Source organism: Streptomyces sp. RKAG293, assembly GCF_023701745.1.
GTDB lineage: Bacteria > Actinomycetota > Actinomycetes > Streptomycetales > Streptomycetaceae > Actinacidiphila.
Window position 1 is genome coordinate 7,302,656 of record NZ_JAJOZB010000001.1, and the last position, 17,206, is coordinate 7,319,861.

At 67.9% G+C, this 17,206-nt stretch carries 13 protein-coding genes and 3 pseudogenes; 13 read left to right on the forward strand and 3 right to left on the reverse strand.

Translation table 11 applies throughout. The features are described from left to right. Window positions 1-14 precede the first annotated feature (14 nt). The 6 genes from LNW72_RS32340 (at window position 15) to LNW72_RS32365 (ending at window position 7,770) form a co-directional block, all read left to right on the forward strand. Window positions 15-551, forward strand: coding sequence for a hypothetical protein (locus LNW72_RS32340; protein WP_250978608.1), 537 nt, complete (start codon window positions 15-17; stop codon window positions 549-551). 209 nt (window positions 552-760) lie between these two features. Beyond that, window positions 761-1,720: a peptidoglycan-binding protein gene (locus LNW72_RS32345; RefSeq protein ID WP_250978609.1), complete on the forward strand. Its 960-nt coding sequence runs from the start codon at window positions 761-763 to the stop codon at window positions 1,718-1,720. Beyond that, on the forward strand, window positions 1,717-2,463 hold the full coding sequence (locus tag LNW72_RS32350) for an ABC transporter ATP-binding protein (RefSeq protein WP_250978610.1): 747 nt from the start codon (window positions 1,717-1,719) through the stop codon (window positions 2,461-2,463). The genes LNW72_RS32345 and LNW72_RS32350 overlap by 4 nt, the downstream gene beginning before the upstream one ends. After that, window positions 2,460-3,671 carry an ABC transporter permease gene (locus LNW72_RS32355; protein ID WP_250978611.1) on the forward strand — a complete coding sequence of 404 codons (1,212 nt, stop codon included), beginning with the start codon at window positions 2,460-2,462 and terminating at the stop codon, window positions 3,669-3,671. The genes LNW72_RS32350 and LNW72_RS32355 overlap by 4 nt, the downstream gene beginning before the upstream one ends. A gap of 316 nt (window positions 3,672-3,987) precedes the next feature. Next, the gene (locus tag LNW72_RS32360) at window positions 3,988-4,296 is read left to right on the forward strand and encodes an ATP-binding protein (protein WP_250978612.1); all 309 of its coding nucleotides are present in this window, start codon (window positions 3,988-3,990) and stop codon (window positions 4,294-4,296) included. A gap of 498 nt (window positions 4,297-4,794) precedes the next feature. Next, the gene (locus LNW72_RS32365; RefSeq protein WP_285369847.1) at window positions 4,795-7,770 is read left to right on the forward strand and encodes an AAA family ATPase; all 2,976 of its coding nucleotides are present in this window, start codon (window positions 4,795-4,797) and stop codon (window positions 7,768-7,770) included. Between the two features lie 203 nt (window positions 7,771-7,973). Here LNW72_RS32365 and LNW72_RS42155 read toward each other — a convergent pair whose 3' ends face one another. Continuing rightward, a complete protein-coding gene (locus LNW72_RS42155; protein ID WP_374117365.1) occupies window positions 7,974-8,867 on the reverse strand; it encodes a peptidoglycan-binding protein in 894 nt (297 codons plus the stop codon). A gap of 467 nt (window positions 8,868-9,334) precedes the next feature. Between LNW72_RS42155 and LNW72_RS32370 the strand changes: the two genes are divergently transcribed. The 7 genes and pseudogenes from LNW72_RS32370 to LNW72_RS32400 form a co-directional block, all read left to right on the forward strand. Continuing rightward, window positions 9,335-10,330: a helix-turn-helix domain-containing protein gene (locus LNW72_RS32370; RefSeq protein ID WP_250978613.1), complete on the forward strand. Its 996-nt coding sequence runs from the start codon at window positions 9,335-9,337 to the stop codon at window positions 10,328-10,330. A gap of 62 nt (window positions 10,331-10,392) precedes the next feature. Next, window positions 10,393-11,364, forward strand: coding sequence for an alpha/beta hydrolase (locus tag LNW72_RS32375; protein WP_250978614.1), 972 nt, complete (start codon window positions 10,393-10,395; stop codon window positions 11,362-11,364). Window positions 11,365-11,406: 42 nt separating this feature from the next. After that, window positions 11,407-12,132, forward strand: coding sequence for an alpha/beta hydrolase (locus tag LNW72_RS32380; RefSeq protein WP_250978615.1), 726 nt, complete (start codon window positions 11,407-11,409; stop codon window positions 12,130-12,132). 90 nt (window positions 12,133-12,222) lie between these two features. Next, window positions 12,223-12,776 (forward strand): annotated as a pseudogene (locus tag LNW72_RS32385) (Dps family protein). A 253-nt stretch (window positions 12,777-13,029) separates the two neighbouring features. Next, the gene (locus LNW72_RS32390) at window positions 13,030-13,902 is read left to right on the forward strand and encodes an alpha/beta fold hydrolase (protein WP_250978616.1); all 873 of its coding nucleotides are present in this window, start codon (window positions 13,030-13,032) and stop codon (window positions 13,900-13,902) included. A gap of 605 nt (window positions 13,903-14,507) precedes the next feature. After that, on the forward strand, window positions 14,508-15,377 hold the full coding sequence (locus tag LNW72_RS32395) for an alpha/beta hydrolase (RefSeq protein ID WP_250978617.1): 870 nt from the start codon (window positions 14,508-14,510) through the stop codon (window positions 15,375-15,377). 83 nt (window positions 15,378-15,460) lie between these two features. Continuing rightward, window positions 15,461-15,710 (forward strand): annotated as a pseudogene (locus LNW72_RS32400) (IS1380 family transposase); the annotation flags it as partial. A gap of 94 nt (window positions 15,711-15,804) precedes the next feature. Here LNW72_RS32400 and LNW72_RS32405 read toward each other — a convergent pair. Together LNW72_RS32405 and LNW72_RS32410 are read right to left on the reverse strand one after the other, a co-directional pair. Then, window positions 15,805-16,822 (reverse strand): annotated as a pseudogene (locus tag LNW72_RS32405) (integrase core domain-containing protein); the annotation flags it as partial. A gap of 76 nt (window positions 16,823-16,898) precedes the next feature. Beyond that, window positions 16,899-17,039: a hypothetical protein gene (locus tag LNW72_RS32410; protein ID WP_250978618.1), complete on the reverse strand. Its 141-nt coding sequence runs from the start codon at window positions 17,037-17,039 to the stop codon at window positions 16,899-16,901. Window positions 17,040-17,206: the final 167 nt, after the last annotated feature.

Consider the following 17,206-nt stretch of genomic DNA (forward strand, 5'->3'; position numbering starts at 1 on the left):
CGGTAGGAGGAAGCATGCGAAGAAGGTTCATGCCTTGGGCGGCGATGACAGTGATGACGCTGGGAGCCGCCCTGTCGGTGACAGCCTGTGCGTCGACCAAGGACGATGCCCCCAGAGTTGCGGGAGCCAAGGACGAGCAGGAGCAGGACAAGCCGGCGAGCCAGAAGGAGATAGTTCAGGCCTACGAGAAGTGTCTGCATGAGCAGGGTTTCATCGTCTCGATCGATGAATCAGGCCGGTTCAAGGACCCAGGTCCGGACAATCCAAATCTGTTGATACAAAAAGGGCTGCCGGCGGCCGCCAATGCGTGTCGTGCGAAGGTGCCCGGCATGAAGCAGGTCATGGAGAAGGATGACAAGGAGGGCCTGGAACAAGCTCGTGGCCTGGCCAAGTGCCTTCGCGAGAACGGGATTCCCAACGTGTCCGACCCCGACCCGAAGGATGGAGGACTTTCCATCCCCGCGGACGCGGGCGATGCGTGGAACAAGGCCATGGGTATGTGCGGCAAGAAGTTCCCCAACGTCCCTCTTGACACGGCAGGGTCCCAGTGACATTTCGCACCGGCGAACCGGATGAAGAACGAGCGGCAGTTGCCTCTCGGCCAACACCCCGCCCTAGGGCACAGCGCACGCGTCGGAGGGTCTCCGACGGTGTCGTCGCCGGCGTCCTCGTGGTAGCCGGTGGAGCACTCGCCTTCAGCCAGTGGCCGGCCGGCGGAGGGAATCCCTCAGCAGAGCCCAGACGCTACTCGACGGCGACTGTGCAGCGCACCACCTTGGCTTCCGGGCTGAAGAGCAACGGCAAGTTGGGACATGCGGCGGCCGATGAGATTGCGGCACAGGGCGCAGGCACCTTCACGGACCTGCCGAAGATCGGTGATCAGGTGAGGACCGGCAAGCCGTTGTACGAAGTCGATGCGCAACCAGTTGTGCTCTTCCGTGGTTCACGCCCCTTCTGGCGCGTAGTGGGGAAGGGCATGAGTGACGGGCCGGATGTCAGGATTCTGGAGCGCAACCTCACTGATCTCGGACACGCGAAGGCAGCTGATCTGGCCGTCGATGACCACTTCACCGATGCAACCGCCGAGGCCGTCAAACGGTGGCAGAAGACACTCGGCGTGCCGCAGACCGGCAGGGTGGAGATGGGGCGAGTCGCAGTGCTCCCGTACGGAGAGGCGCGGGTCGAGGAAGTCGGTGCCAAACTCGGCACGGCGGTAGGTTCCGGGGGACCCGTGCTGAAGGTGACGCCACCCGACGTGTACGCCACCATCAAGCCCAACGAGGAGGAGCTTCCCCAGTTGGCTCCGGGAAGCAAAGTCTCTGTTTCCCTGGATGTCGGAGGCAGTATCCCTGGCAAGATCACCTCCATCATCCGTGACACCGGCCCGGACGGGCTTGGCGAAAAGTCGAAGACGCCAGATGGCAGCGCCAAGCCGGCCGTGTTGATCCTTCTCATGGATCAGAAGAGTGCTGCTGCCGCTCTGAACAGCGGACGAAGCGGCGCTACGGTCACCGTGCCGGAGAAGAAGGCGGCCGACGTGCTGGTCGTCCCGGTTACTGCGTTGCTCGCCATGTCCGGGGACGGTTATGGCGTCGAAGTCGTCGAGCCAGGAGCCACCGACCCGAAGCTGGTCCGTGTAGAGGTGGGACTCATCGTCGCCAACCAGGCCGAGGTCAGGGGGCAGCTCAAAGAGGGCGACAAGGTGGTGGTTCCCCAATGAGCGATCACGGTCAACAGCGAACGCCGGTCCTGCTGCTGGAGAAGGTGACCAAGTTGTACGAGGGTCGCCCGCCGGTGCGAGTCCTTCATGACATCGACTTGACGGTGAGCCAGGGAGAACTCATCGCCGTGGTCGGTCCTTCCGGGTCGGGCAAGAGCACCCTTCTGTCACTCGTCGGGACCCTGGACCGCCCGACGTCAGGACGAATTCACCTGGAAGGCCACGACCTGACAGGACTGAGTGACCGACAGGTCGTGGCACTGCGTGCCCGAAGGATCGGGTTCGTCTTTCAACAGTTCTTCTTGCTGCCCGGCCTCACCACCGTGGAGAACGTCGCTACCGGCCTCCTGTACACCGGGGTGGCCGCCGGACAAAGGCGGGAACGGGCGGAGAGTGCTCTGCGCGACGTCGGCCTCGCCCACCGGCTCGGCCATCGTCCCGACCAGCTTTCCGGCGGAGAGAAGCAGCGGGTCGCCATCGCCCGGGCATTGGTCGGCAGGCCGGGACTCCTTCTGGCGGATGAACCAACAGGCGCGTTGGACGCCGTCTCGGGCAAGGGCGTCATCGATCTGTTGCTGGAACTGAACGCACAGGGCACGACTGTTGTCGTCATTACCCACGACCGGGACCTGGCGGCGTCCTTGCCCCGTCGCATCGGTCTGCACGACGGGCGAATCGCCTTCGACATGAGCGACTCGGACGTCCACGCCGCAGGGAACGTCGTGCAGGGGAGCCCGTCATGACCGACCTTCTGCCACGACCAGCACGCCTACGGCCCGTCGACCTGCTCAGGCTCGGATTGATCGGCCCTCGGACCCGGCGCCTGCGCTCGGCATTGTCCGCCCTCGGCATCGCGTTGGGAATAGCGGCTGTGGTGGCCGTTACCGGAATTTCGGCGTCCAACCAAGCTCACCTGCTGGAGCGCCTGGACAACCTCGGAAGCAACCTGATCATGGTGTCGCCGGGGCAGAACATCGACGGCACACCGGCCGATCTACCTGAGACAGCAGTCGCGATGCTCGGCAACATCGCACCTGTCCAGCAGGTCAGCAGTACCGGTGATACCAAGGCGCGCATCTACCGCAGTGATCTCGTCCCGGCGAATCAGACCAACAGCCTTCGCGTACTGTCAGCTCAGAGTGACCTGCTCGACACTCTGCGAGGCGAGCTCGACACCGGACGCTGGCTGGACCGGGCCACCGAGCATCTCCCCGTCGTCGTCCTGGGCCACAGCGCTGCCGAGCGGCTGGGGGTGACGGCTCCGGGGAAGAAGGTCTGGCTGGATGGCGAGGGGCTGGCCGGTGCCTGGTACGGAGTGATCGGCACATTGAAGCCGAACGAACTCGTGCCGGCGATCGATGACTCCGTATTCGTGGGCGCGCCACAAGCGATCGCCTCGCTGGGGGGCGGACGCACGCCGTCCACCGTTTACCTCCGCGTCCACCCGGAACGGGTCAGCGATGTTCAGGAGGTGGCGGCGGCCACGGCCAACCCGGCCCAGCCTTCTGTGGTTGCCGTATCCCGTCCGTCAGATCTGCTCAAGGTACGCAAGGAAACGAGCACCGCCCTTACCGGTCTCGTACTCTCCCTCGCGGGGGTCGCGTTGATCGTCGGAGGCGTCGGGATCGCGAACACCATGGTTGTCGGTGTCATGGAGCGGCGTGGGGAGGTGGGGCTGCGGCGCGCGCTGGGGGCGCGACAGGGGCAGATCACCGTGCAGTTCTTGATCGAGGCGGTCTTGCTCGGCCTGTTCGGCGGTTTGGCCGGCGCGGCTGCGGGAGCCTCTGTGGTGTACGTGTATGCGGCCGTGCAGGGATGGCCTGCCGCAGTCCCCGCGGCCTGGGTAGTAGCGGGTCCTTCGGTTGCCGTGGTGGTGGGCACCTTGGCAGGGCTGTACCCGGCGCTGCGGGCGGCTCGAATGTCTCCTACGGAAGCACTTCGTGCGGGGTGAGTACGTTCCCTTCAACTACAAGGCTGCGGCAGAGCTCAGCACCTCGAGAGCACACGTGAGGCTCGGGGCCGGGGCCGACGTATCGATCTCCTCAAGTGTCCAGCCCCAGGTGGTCGACACGGTCGCTCAGCGCTACTCGAAGTAGTTGTCCAGATACGCGCGAAGAATGGTCGGAATCCTCCCTGGTTGGTACTAGACCTGCTTCTTCTAGCGATGTAATAATGTTCCCAATCGTTTGTTCGTGTGGGTTCTTGTTCGATGTACTACTCGTCGCGATCACCTCACCGGAATCCCTGGCAACAGCCGGAGTACCGCCATGCAAACCACCTCCCTTGTTCCTTCGTTCGTCCTGCAACCCGGTCTCGCTGGCAACGTGCAGCGAGAGCACAGGGCAGCCGAGCGCATGCTGCCGTGCCTGCTCTTTACTGTGGCCGAGGCGAGGCGGCTGATGCGAGAGCTGGCTGGCCGCTGGAAGCTCGCATCCGAAATCGCCGAAGTGGCCTGCTTGGTCATCGGCGAGATGGCGACAAATTCCGTACTCCACAGCGGGAGCCCCGGCATGACTGTTCGGGTCACCCTTCATGAACGGCACCTTCGGGCCGAGGTCGTCGATACGGGGACTTGAAAGGCTTCAGCCGATCCCGCGGTGGACGGCATGGCCGACAACGGCCGGGGGCTGTTCCTGATAGAGGCTCTCTCGATGTCCTCCGGCTGCCATCATGACCCGCACGGAACGCGCAGTTGGGCATGCATCTCCACGGTCGGTGCCTGACGGCACGCTGCCGACGCATCGCGTACGGGCACAGCCTCGGCGCGCGTCAACAGCGTAACGGTCGACCCGTGCGACGGTGAGGAGGTAGGCCACCGCTCGGGCCCAGGAGCGGTGTCGACTGTGGTTGACGTAGGTGGATTCGGGGGCCTGGTTCAGCAGTTCCGAGTGCCGACCCGGATGCGCGTGCGGCGGGACCCAGCTGCCGCACAGAGCGGCCGCGATCCCGGGGCACAGGGCGTCGGCCCCGTAGACGTTGCTCCGCAGCGCCTGCGACAACTACGCGGCAGTAATTGTTGACGCTTCAGCCTTCGCGGATATAAACATCTTCGAACATGTGTACATACGTCCACGATGGCCGACCGGCCCCGAAGCTCTTGCGAGCCAGGGGGCGGAGAAGGTCGGAACCCGTGCCGAAGTTGGCCCCCCTTCGGCCGCGACAAGGTGAGGATCTCCGTGATCGACAAAGCCGCTCCCGGCACGACTGTCGCCAGGCTCAGCGGCCCAGCGCCGGGTGACACGCTCCCCGTCGGCCGGGAGGCGGAGATCGGCCGGATCCTGCAATGCGTCGAGCGTGGTCGCGACCGGCCCCAGTCCCTGGTCGTGCTGGGAGAAACCGGTACCGGCAAGACCCAGCTGGTAGGGGTTGCGGTGGAGCGGGCGAGTCGGTCCGGCACGCGTGTGCTGCTTGCCCAGGGTTGTGAGACGGAGATGCAGCAATCCTTCGCGGCGCTGCACCAACTAGTGCTCCCGTTGCTGGACGAGCTCGCGTGGATGCCGAAGCGCCAGCGTGACGCGCTCCGAGGGGCCTTCGGACTCGCGCCGGCCATCCAGCCGGCCGACCCGATGGCCTTCCGCGTCGCGGTGCTGACTCTGCTCAGGCAGGCCACGCGGACGAGCCCGGTACTGCTGGCCGTCGACGACATCCAGAGCTGCGATCGGGACTCCCTGGACGTCCTGCTCTTCGTGGCCCGGCGCCTGAGCAGCGAACCCGTGACGGTGCTGCTCGCGGCGCGCGGTGAGGTTCCCCCGCCGGGCGTCCCCGCAGATCTGGCGGTGCTGCTGCTCGGGCCGCTGGCACCGCAGGCGGCGGCCCAGCTCCTGGACGTGCAGCCGGGCGCGCCCACCGGAGGCGCCCGGCTGGACCTGCTCCAGCGGGCGGAGGGCAATCCGCTGGCCGTGATCGAGCTGTGCCGCGCTCTGCGCACCGATGGCGCGCAGCCACCGTCGGACGACGGCCGGCCGCAGACGTCGCGCATCCAGCAGATGTTCGCCGCCCAGCTGGACGCGCTGCCGGCGGCGACACAGCGCGCGCTGCTGTACGCCGCCGCCGCATCGACGCACGAGGAACTCACCACGCTCATGGACGCCCTGGATGCCGGGGGCGACCTGTCCGTGTGGTCCCCGGCGGAGCGCGCGGGCCTGATCGCCGTCACGGACAGACACGTGGTCTTCCGGCACCCGTTGATCCGCACCGCCGCGTTCCACCGTGAGCCGGTACGGGCACGGCAGCAGGCCCACCGGGACCTGGTGGCGGCGCTCGGCGAGCAACCGTCGCGTCAGGCCTGGCACTTGGCCGGCGCGGCGATCGGCCCGGACGAGTCGGTGGCCGCGGCGCTGGAAGCCACCGCCCTGCTGGCCCAGCGACGTGGTGGCCTGTACGCCACGGTGAAGGCTTTGGAGCAGGCTGCGCGCTTCAGCCCCTGCGACGACGACCGAGCCCGCCGCCTCGCCAAGGCTCTGACAGCCGCGAACGACTTCGGAGACCCGGCCTGGGTCCGCGAACTGTACGCGAGCTTCGCTGCGGTGAACCGTGACCCGGAACTGCTGGGCGTCGCCGTTTGCGCCACCGGCTGGGCACTGTCGTTGTTCTCGTTCCAGCGCGAGGCCTTCTCCCTGCTGGCCGACGCGTGGGAGCACCATCATCCACTCGACGGGACCACCGCCACCGCCATGGTCGCGATCGCCGGGGGAATCGCGCACCAGTCGGGGCTCGAGGAGCACTTGCGGGTGCTGCCGGGGATGCTTGACCAGGTCACCCGGACCGAACGGGCGCGGGAACCCAGTACCAGGACGACGGAACTGCAATGCCCCCACCTCGCCCGGGAGGATGTCGCCGCCTCTCTTCGCGCCGTCGTGCAGGCCGTGCGCGGCCCCGCCGCATACGCTTCCGACCTGTTCAAGACGTTGACCTCGCTGCCCCGGCCGGCCGATCCGCGGGACCTGGCGACGCTGCACCGGATGGTCGCGACCGGAGTAGTCGCCTACTACGCGGACGAGTCGGACCGGTGCGTGGATCTGTTGCGGCAGGCGTTCGTGCCTTTGCGGGCGGCGGGCGCCATGGGCCCCACCGCGCACGTCTTGGCCGTGCAGGTGGACGTGCTGCTGGCCACCGGGCGATGGTCCGAGGCGGAGGAACTGATCGAGGAGGCGCGGAGCTTCTCCGTCGTCCGCGGAATGACATACGCCCAGTTGGACCTCGACGCCCTGTACGTGACCCTGCGCGCGCTGCGAGGGGACAGCGAGCCGGAAGTGGAACTCACCGGACCGAACTGGCACTCCGTCAGCCTCGACGAGAACCGTGCGACGCTCGCCCGGATGCTCCGGGCCAGGGGGCTCGCCGCCCTGGCCCGAGGGGACCACGAGAGCGCCTTCCGCCACCTGCGGTCTCTGTTCGCGGACGACGGCACGCCCGTGCACAGGCTCCTCTCCAGCCGGTCCGTCGCCGACCTCGCCGCAGCCGCCCAGCGGCTCGGCCGACAGAAGGAAGCAGCACACGTCCTGGCGGCGGTGCGACAGGCCGAGGGCAGCCGGCCGACCACGCGGATCACGCTGCTGATGCACCACGCGGCAGCCCTGATGGACGAGGACGCGGACACCGAAAAGCACTTCCGCCTGGCCGTGATCAACCCGGGAGCGGACCAGTGGCCCATGGAACGGGGCCTGGCCCGCATGAACTACGCGATCTGGCTGCGCAGGAAACGACGGTCCCTCGAGGCACGCGAGCAGTTGGCGACCGTCATCGAAGCCGCCACCCGTCTCGGCGCGCACCGGCTCGCCGCGCAGGCCGGCGCCGAACTGCGGGCGAGCGGCGCGGCGGTCGCCCCGGAGACAGCCGCTCGGGAGGCTGCCGCCCCGCTGGCAGAGTTGACCGCTCAGCAGCAGCAGATCGTCCGACTGGCCGCGAACGGCCTCTCCAACCGTGAGATCGGGGAACAGCTCTTCCTGTCCCCTCGTACCATCGGCACGCACCTGTACAACGTCTATCCCAAACTCGGCATCAGCAGCCGCCATCAGCTGCGGGACGTGATCGAGCGAGGCCTCGGATGAGATGGGACGGACGAGAGCTGAGTGGGACACTGCCGGCCCCGGAAGGGACAAACGACCGGGACGGCCCGTCGCGTGGTTCTCGATTGCCTGGCGCGACGGTTGGTCGACGGGTCCTCATGTACTCCTTGAAGCGGTTGAGGTCACCGGTGACCTGCCGCTCGACGAATCGGAGTTGGTCACGACCGAACCTCCGACTCAGGTGGCTATGAGGACGTGAGGGTCTCCAGCAGCCGTCGCGTGGCCGGGCCGTAGACCCCGGGCGGGTCGATTCGGACGCGGTGCGTCGCCTGGAACTCCGCAACCGCGTCCTGCAGGTGCCGGTCGTATCGGCCGCGTTGGACCAGGTTCCAGAGGCCGATCTCCGCGAGCCGACGCTGCAGTTCCTGAACCTCGGGCCCCGTGTCGTAGCGCCGCAGTGTCGGCCTCTCGGCGGAGGGCGCCGATGTACCGGGGGATGGAGTCGTACCTGGCCCGTCCTGCTGCAGCCCCTCGGCCGGAGCGCCACTGGCAGCTGTGGTCGTGGACGGCGCAGCGTGGCCGGCATGTGTCGAGGCACCCACTGGCTTCCGCACGGTGGGCGACGCCGTCCCTGGCGTCCGGCTCGGGAGCGACCTGCGGGGTCGGGCCGGCGGGGCGGTCGTCTCCGGCGTCCCCTCCACCTGGAGGACATCGAGCCGACTCGCGGGAGGCGGCGACGACACGTCCCGGGCGTCCTGGCCCCGGGAGAGCGCGTACGTGCCCGCTATCGCCGCGGAGCCGATCAGACCGGCGAGGACCGCGGTGATCCGGAGGGGACGCCGTCGCCTTGTGCGTCTGGGCGCCCGGTGCCCTGCCGTCCTGGACGCGCGCACGGGCGGGCCGGGAGATCGGCGTCCTGACGGCAGGTCGCTCTCGCGCCCCACCCGCGGTACGACCCACGTCAACGTGTCCGTGGTGGCCGGCGGCTTCTCGCCCGGCGCGGATTCGGGCAGCGAGAGGTACGGACGGACCCACTCCTGGTCGAACTGCGCAGCAGTGGTCCGGTCTGCGGTGGCGGCGCCGTGTGCGGCGGCACAGGCACACCGCAGGAGGTCAGCGCATCGAGGGCAGAAAGGCATGCTCACGGGACTCCAGTCAGCTTTTCCGGGACATGTGGCATGGCCGATCGGCGCGTAGCGCCTTGCGCAGCGGAAATGGGCGGGCCTGCATGGGGACAGGAAGTTCCGCAGCAAGTTCACTGCCGGTCGACGGTGCGGAGACGAGGGAATGAACGATGAACCTACTGCGCATTGAGCGTTCGAATCCAGCTTCCTTGTACGGCAGTTGATAACGATCAGCTAAACGCGCCGATGCGACGCCAAGGCGTCGCAGTGCGGCAGGCGTCCGATAGCCGGCGAGGAGAATCAATGGGGGCGGACCAGTCGACCGACTGATGCGTCCGCGTCCGGGTGCGGGCAGGTTGAGACACCGGCAGATCCGAGGTGCTGCCCGGCGCCCGATCAGCGGGATCCACTTCGGCAGCGCAGGCAGAGGATTCATCCACAGATCTTCCTCCGAGCGCCCACGACGTCCACGGAGGAAGCCTGTGCCCACCGTCCTCTCCACAGCGCCGCTGTCCGCTGCCGACCGGGCGGAGCGCTGGCATGAAGCGGTTTCCGGGACCTTCGTGCCGATGGATGTGCATCTGCTCGAGGAGGAGCCGTCGCCCGGAACGATCGTCAGCAATCGGCTCGGCTCGGTGCAGATCTCTCGCGTCCAGGCGGGACCGCAAGTGGTGAAGCGCTCCAAGCGTCATATCTCCCGTGACGACCGGAACTCGCTGATCGTCAGCCTGCAGCAGCGGGGCACCACGATTAAGGAGCAGGACGGGCGAGAATCCGTGATAAAGCCGGGAGAATTCTCCATCAGCGACTCGTCCCGGCTGTTCAGAATCAAGATCGAAGAAGAATTCTCCTTCACCTCATTCCACTTCCCGCGCGAAGAGCTGCAGGTGCGGGACGAGGATCTGCGGGCACTGACCGCCACCACGTTCACCGGCGAGGAGGGCAGCGCCGCACTCGTGGCGACCTTTCTCGCGCGCATGGCGCGCGAAGCCGAGGCCTTCGACGAGGGTGTCGGCCGCCGGGTCGCCACTACCGCGCTCGATCTGCTGGTGCTGCTCATAGACGAACGGCACGGCCGCCTGGCCTCCGAGGGGCCGCCGGTTACCGCCGTCTCCCTCGATCGCGTGAAGGAGCACGTCATGCGCAACCTCGACGATCCCGATCTGTCGCCGTCCAGGATCGCCGAAGCGCACTTCATGTCGGTCCGGTACCTCCACAAGCTGTTCCAACTCGAAGGCGCGACCGTGAGCGGCTGGATTCGGAAGCAGCGATTGGAACAGTGCCGCCGGGATCTCCTGCGGCCCATGGCCCAGGAGGTGGGGGTGGCTGCGATCGCCCGGCGGTGGGGTTTCGTCAATCCCAGTCACTTCAGCCGGGCCTTTCGCGCGGCCTACGGCAACACGCCCCGCGAGTGGCAGCTCCACGGTCGATCCGAAGCACGCTACGGGAACACCGGCGGTGCACTGACGGACAAGTGACCGACGGCGACAGCCCATAGCGTAGTGATCAGGAAAGCAGTTCCACCATGCAAGGAGCTCAGATGTCCGACACGACGAACCTGGTCCGACCCGTCCTCGAACCCGAGGCCCAGGCGTTCGCCGAGGCCACGGCGAACCCGCCGTACCTGTTCGACCTGGATCCGGCCGAGGGCCGCAAGGCCGTGAACGAGGTCCAGACGAGTGGGGTCGAATTGCTCGCGATCGACGAGGAGTGGATCACCGTCACGGGCGGTCCAACGGGCAGCGTCCCCGCGCGGATCGTGCGGCCCGCCGGCGCCACCGGCCCGCTCCCGGTGATCCTCTACATCCACGGCGCCGGCTGGGTCTTCGGCAACGCCCACACTCACGACCGCCTGGTACGCGAGCTGGCCGTCGGCGCACACGCCGCGGTGGTCTTTCCCGAGTACGACCTGTCGCCCGAGGCCCGATACCCGGTGGCGATCGAGCAGAACTACGCCGTCGCCCAGTGGATCGTCACCCAGGGGGCCGCCAAGGACCTGGACGGCACGCGGCTGGCCGTAGTCGGCGACTCCGTCGGCGGAAACATGAGTGCCGCGCTGACCCTGATGGCCAAGGAACGCGCCGACGTGGCCCTGCTCCAGCAGGTGTTGTTCTACCCGGTCACCGACGCGAACTTCGACACCGCCTCCTACCACCAGTTCGCCACCAGCTACTTCCTGCGCCGCGACGGCATGCAATGGTTCTGGGACCAGTACACCACCAGCGAGGAAGAGCGGGCGCAGATCACCGCTTCCCCGCTGCGCGCCACCACCGAGCAGCTCACCGGCCTGCCCCAGGCCCTGATCATCACCGGCGAGGCCGACGTCCTGCGCGACGAGGGCGAGGCCTACGCCGCCAAGCTCCGCACCGCGGGCGTCGCCGTGACCGCCGTCCGAGTCCAGGGCGTCATCCACGACTTCGTCATGCTCGACGCCCTGCGCCCCACCCACGGAGCCCAGGTCGCCATCACCTTGGCCACCGACACCCTGCGCACCGCACTCCACCCGGCCTGACTCACCATCACCCCCACCCCTCACCCAGCAAGGAAAGCCTCCGTGACCCAGCCGACCACTCCCACCATCGTCCTGGTCCACGGCGCGTTCGCCGACGCCGCCAGCTACGCCCGGGTCATCCCGGAGCTGCTGGCCCACGGCTACAACGTGGTCGCCCCGGCCGTGCCCAACCGCAGCCTGATCGGCGACGCCGCCTACACCGCCTCGGTCATCCGCCAGATCTCGGGCCCGGTGATCCTGGTCGGCCATTCCTACGGCGGCGCGGTGATCACCGTTGCCGGCGTGGAGGACAACGTGAAGGCCCTGGTGTACCTGGCCGGTTACGCCCTGGAGCAGGGCGAGAGCCTGGGCGAGCTTCAGGGTCGCTTCCCGGACTCCGACCTGGCCTCGGCCCTGGTGTACACGCCCTTTCCGATCGAGGGCTCCACCGAGGGCGGTACCGACGTGACGGTGGACGTCGCGAAGTTCCCCGCGATCTTCGCTGCCGACGTCGAGCCGGAACTCGCCGCGGTGCTCGCCGTCTCCCAGCGCCCGCTGGCCGCTCAAGCCTTCGCTGACGCGGCTCCGGCCGCGGCCTGGAAGACCAAGCCCTCTTGGGGACTGGTCGCCGCCGCCGACCACACCATCAACCCCGACGTCGAGCGCTTCGGCTACCAGCGCGCCGGGATGACCACCACCGAGGTCGACTCCTCGCACCTGGTCATGCTCGCCCACCCGAAGAAGGTCGTCGAGCTCATCTGCGAGGCGGCCCAGAGCGTGGCGCACTGACCACAGAGCCGTCCCGAACTCGAACTGCTGCCGCCCGGCCTGCCCCGGCGGGGCGGCAGCAGCCCCGGCCCACCTCTTTCAGGAGTTTCCATGAGCGGTCAGCCACTGCTGCACCAAAGGGGCCACCAGGTCCGAGCGTTCGGAACCCTCAACCAGTTCCCGCTCGGGCTGTCCCACGACGCCCGGATGTACTCCTGCCAGCGTCTGAACCAGGCTCTGGCGGACAGCCAGTTCCTCTACGCGCTCTACAAGAAGCACCACTGGCTGATGCGCGGAGCCACCTTCTATCAGCTCCACCTGCTCCTCGACGCCCACGCCGAGCAGCAGCTCGCCCTGGTCGACGCACTGGCCGAGCGAGTGCAGAGCCTGGGCGGCGTGGCCGTGGGCGACCCACGGCACGCCGCCGAGATCACCACCATCCCCCGGCCCCCGACGGCATCGAGGAAGTACCGGCCATGCTGTCACGGCTGCTGGAGGCCCACGAGACGATCCTGGTCGACGCGCACGACGCCGCGGCCCGCGTCGCCACCCTCGGCGACGACGGCACCAACGACCTTCTCGTCTCCCAGGTCATCCGTACTGGCGAGGCCCAGACCTGGTTCCTGGCTGAGCACCTCGTCGACACCCCGCTCGTCCGCGGCTGAATTCACGGAGCAGGGCCCCTGCCCGAGCCCTCGCCCGCCCGGGTTCCCGCCCGCCCGCCACCACGGCCTGCCCCGCCGGCGACCTGCCCCGCAGTGCAGTCGGCTACCCGTGTCACACAGCAGCCTGTCCTGACGGGCAGGCAGGCACTTCCCACCGGCGATTTCACGACGCCTCACCGAAGTGCGTGCCGCAGTGACGCCCGACGTGCCCATTCAACGATCCGTCACAGGGTCAGCAAAGGAGCAATCCACGATGAACGTCCGCGGAATACGGTTGCGCATGTCCCGCATGCTGGCCGCCGCCTGCGTCCTGGCCGCCACCGGCGCCCTCGTCCCAGCCGCCCAGGGAGCAGCACAGGCGAGTACCGACAGGTCCGGCGCCCCCAAGCCGACCATCGTGCTGGTGCACGGCGCGTGGGCGGACGCATCCAGCTGGAACGCGGTCATCGGCCGACTGCAGCGCGACGGCTACACCGTCACCGCACCCCCCAACCCGCTGCGCGGAGTCGCCTACGACGCGCAGACCCTGAAGAACTACCTGGCCACCATCCAGGGACCGATCGTCCTGGTCGGCCACTCCTACGGCGGTATGGTCATCACCAACGCCGCCACGGGCAACCCCAACGTCAAGGCCCTGGTCTACGACGACGCCTACATTCCGGCTCAGGGCGAGACCGTGTTCCAGATCAACGCTGCCAAGCCCGGCTCCTGCGTCACGCTGGACCCCTCGATCTTCCTCAACCTGGTGCCTTACCCAGGTTCCCCCCAGGGCGACGTCGACGCCTACCTCAAGACCGCACCCAACGGCGCCTACACCGGTTTCGCCGACTGCTTCGCCAACGGCGTCCCCCGTTCCCAGGCCCAGCTCCTGGCCGCCGGACAGCGTCCCTTCGCAGTCAGCGCCGGCTCCGAGGCCTCCGGGGTGCCCGCGTGGAAGACCATCCCCTCCTGGGCCGTGGTCGGCACCGCCGACCACGTCATCCCCCCGGCCGAACAGCTCGCCATGGCCACCCGCGCCGACGCCCGCATCACCAAGGTCAAAGCCGGCCACCTCTCGCTGATCACCCGCCCCGGCACGGTCACCAACGTCATCCTCGACGCCGCGCGAGCGGCCGGCCGCGCCTGACGGCCACACCCCCGGCATGCCGGGGCCGGGCTGGCAAACGGGCCCTCGGCTCGCCTGTGATCCACACGGGAGACAATGGTGACAACCAATACCCTCCTCCCGCTTCCGGAATCTCGGCAGCGACGAACCAGTGCGGCCTGCCCGGGACCGGCTCCGCTGTGTTCTGCTCACCCCGCCGGTGAAGGCGGCAACGTCCCCGTCCTGGGAGCGGTAGGCCCTGCAGGTATCCATCCCGGACCTGCCTGGTGCTCGAACAGTGCGCTGCGTTTGCCCGAGGGACGATGAACGCCGCGCGTCCGGGGCAGTCTGACGGATCGGCAGCGCTACCCCACTCTCCGAGACTTCACTCACCGCAACCACCGCGGTCTGAGCGCAACCCCGGCTCACCTCATTCTCCGCCGCGCCCTGTCCGATCAAGGTCTCACCGTTGAGCACCGGCTTTCTCCTTCCACTCCATCCAACCCATCCGCCCAGACGCCTTCAGGGCGGTCTGCAGCCGGTCGCGTTGTCCCGGCCGACAGCAGTCGCTGCCCTCATCCGTGATGCGGTGGACGACACCAGCTGACAGATCACCTCCACCGCGAACACCGTCCGACCGAAAGGGAATGCGCATCGTGAGCTCCGATATCTCCCGCCCCACCGTCACCGCCTCGCTTCCGGCAGGAGTGGCCACCCTGGGCACCAGCCGACTGGCTGCCGCCGGCCCGCAGCCGACCGCAGCTGGTACCGACCCGCAGCAGCACCACCCGCGGCCCACAACGGTGCTGATCCACGGCGCTTTCGCCGATGCCTCCAGTTGGCAGGGCGTCGTCGAACTCCTTCAGGCCCAGGGGCACCAGATCCTGGCGCCTGCACTGCCTTTGCGCGGCCTGGCGAGTGACGCTGCGTACATCCGCAGCGTCCTGCAGAGCATCACCGGACCGATTGTCCTGGTCGGCCACTCCTACGGCGGCTCCGTCATCACCCAGGCCGCAGGTGGGCTGTCGGACGTCAAGGCTCTGGTCTACATTGCCGCCTTCGTCCCGGACATCGGCGAGAGCGCGCTGGCACTGACCGGCAAATTCCCCGGGTCGACCTTGCCCCAGGCCACCTCGACGCAGACCTACCCCCTGCCTGGCGGAGAACAGGGGGAGGAACTGGTCATCAAGCAGGACCTGTTCCACGACCAGTTCGCAGCCGGCGTCCCCGCCCAGACGGCACGGGTGATGGCCGCCGGCCAGCGACCGATCACCTTGAGCGCGCTCCAGGAACCGGCCCAGGAGGCCGCGTGGAAGACCATTCCCAGCTGGTACCTGGTGGCCACCGAGGACCGCAACATCCCCCCGGCAGCGCAGCAGTGGATGGCCCAGCGAGCCGGCGCCCACACCGTCAGCATCCGCGCACCACACGCCGCTGCAGTGACCGACCCGGGGGCCGTCACCGACCTCATCCGGCGCGCGATCCGATCCACCACTGAGTGGCATGCCCCCCTTTGAGTGCCACGGAGCTGGGACGATAGGGCTTGTTTCAGGATCCTATTGGTTGCCGGGCAAAGGCACTTTCCCAATGAGCAAGTGTATTGGGTCGTATCCCCGGTGGGGTCCTGCTGAGGGAGACCATCCGCAAGTGCGGCCCTGACACGGCGATATCGACGTCGCTGGCGCCGTGGCGCAGGCCGCGGGCGGTGCACGATTCGGGCAAGGCGCTGCTGGACCTCGCGCTGACGGCTGCGCCAGGTGACGATTGCTTGTCGGACGTGGTGACTTCGGGCTGAACCCGCCCTGTCCGATCCGGTGGCGTCCGACCCGACCGCCGAGGGCGGCATGGATCCCTCGGACATATGGAGGTCGGTCCCCAACAATGTGACTCATCGAGCAGATCTGATGCCATCGCTTGTGCCCATTCTGCCAAGCGCTGAGCCTGTTCGGTGATTGGCGCGGGGAGGGGGTGCAGTGGGCGGGCGTTGGCGATGCCCTGGTGCGGCCGGTGCCCGTTGTAGAACTGCTCGAACTCGCGCAAGGCGTGGAGCAGGTGCCGGTGGTTCCAGATGAGGGTGCGGTCCAGAAGTTCGCGGCGGCAGGTACGGACCCGGCGTTCCATGATCGCGTTCATGCGCGGTACTCGTACGCCGCTGCGCACCACCTCGATCCCGGCGTCGGCGAGAATGGCGTCGAAGAGTGCGGGGAACTTCCCGTCGCGGTCCCGGATCAGGAACTGCGCCCGGCTCTGGGCGTCTTCGAGTTCCATGACGAGTTTTTTTGGCCGCCTGCGTCATCCAGGATGCGGTGGGTTGTGCGGTGGCGCCCAGGATCCGGATGCGCCGGTTGGCGTGTTCGATCACGGCGAATACGTAGAGCCGGGTTCGGGACAGGGTGACCGTCTCGAAGAAGTCGCACGCCAGCAGTGCGTCGGCTTGGGAGCGCAGGAAGTCCGCCCAGGTTCCCGACGCTCGTTCGGGCGCTGGTGGGTTGCCGGCTTCCTTCAGGATTTCCCAGACAGTGGACGCCGCCACCTTCACCCCGAGCACCAGCAGTTCGCCGTGAAGGCGACGGTGGCCCCCGTTGGGATTCTCTCTGGCCAGGCGCAGTACCAGGGCCCGGATGGAGTGGATCGTGCGCGGTCGGCCTCCGCGGCTGGGCCGGGACTGGGCGGCGTGCCGTCGGGCTACCAGGTCCCGATGCCGGCGCAGGATCGTGTCTGGTTGCACCAGCAGCCGCATACGGCGCAGCACGTCTTTCGGGAGATGGTGCAGCAGGGCTGCCAAGAACGCTGGATCGGCCGGTGTGAGCTGGACTCGCTGCCCACCCAGTTGCCGTTCCAGCACGGTGATCTGATGGCGTAGCGCCAGGATCTCAACGTCCTTGTCGCGGTCGGTCATCGGCAGCAGGCGCAATAGCGCGAAGGCATTCGCCACGCCCAGGTAAGCGAGTTTCCACAGCACGAACGATCATCATGCCGAAGTGAACGTCATCCCCGCCGGAGTCCCGGATCAGCCTCCGTACCCAGCAGCTCGAAGATCACGACACACTGGCTCTGACCAGGGCAGATGAGGTTGTCGGCAAGAACAAGGCGGTGACGATGGCGGAGCCGATGCCCCCGTTGGCGCCGGTGATGAGCGCGACCTTCTGGGCGGTGTCCGCAGCCGTCGTGTCGTTCATGCTCACCCCTCACTTCCTTCGCCTGATCGGGACGGCTCAGGCCGGTGACCGATCCCGGCACACCCGCCGGGACTCGTGCGGCCACAGCCATGGCCCGGCCGACAGGTGACCGTTTCCGGCACCCGCCGGGCGGAGTGGTGCAGTTGGGGCCCCGGCGAATGCGGGAA

Coding starts and splice junctions, on each gene's coding strand:
- LNW72_RS32375 (WP_250978614.1), top strand. CDS start 10,393: ATGTCCGACACGACGAACCTGGTCCGACCCGTCCTCGAACCCGAGGCC.
- LNW72_RS32395 (WP_250978617.1), top strand. CDS start 14,508: ATGCGCATCGTGAGCTCCGATATCTCCCGCCCCACCGTCACCGCCTCG.
- LNW72_RS32365 (WP_285369847.1), top strand. CDS start 4,795: ATGGCCGACCGGCCCCGAAGCTCTTGCGAGCCAGGGGGCGGAGAAGGT.
- LNW72_RS32350 (WP_250978610.1), top strand. CDS start 1,717: ATGAGCGATCACGGTCAACAGCGAACGCCGGTCCTGCTGCTGGAGAAG.
- LNW72_RS32390 (WP_250978616.1), top strand. CDS start 13,030: ATGAACGTCCGCGGAATACGGTTGCGCATGTCCCGCATGCTGGCCGCC.
- LNW72_RS32355 (WP_250978611.1), top strand. CDS start 2,460: ATGACCGACCTTCTGCCACGACCAGCACGCCTACGGCCCGTCGACCTG.
- LNW72_RS32410 (WP_250978618.1), bottom strand. CDS start 17,039: ATGAACGACACGACGGCTGCGGACACCGCCCAGAAGGTCGCGCTCATC.
- LNW72_RS32360 (WP_250978612.1), top strand. CDS start 3,988: ATGCAAACCACCTCCCTTGTTCCTTCGTTCGTCCTGCAACCCGGTCTC.
- LNW72_RS32340 (WP_250978608.1), top strand. CDS start 15: ATGCGAAGAAGGTTCATGCCTTGGGCGGCGATGACAGTGATGACGCTG.
- LNW72_RS42155 (WP_374117365.1), bottom strand. CDS start 8,867: ATGCCTTTCTGCCCTCGATGCGCTGACCTCCTGCGGTGTGCCTGTGCC.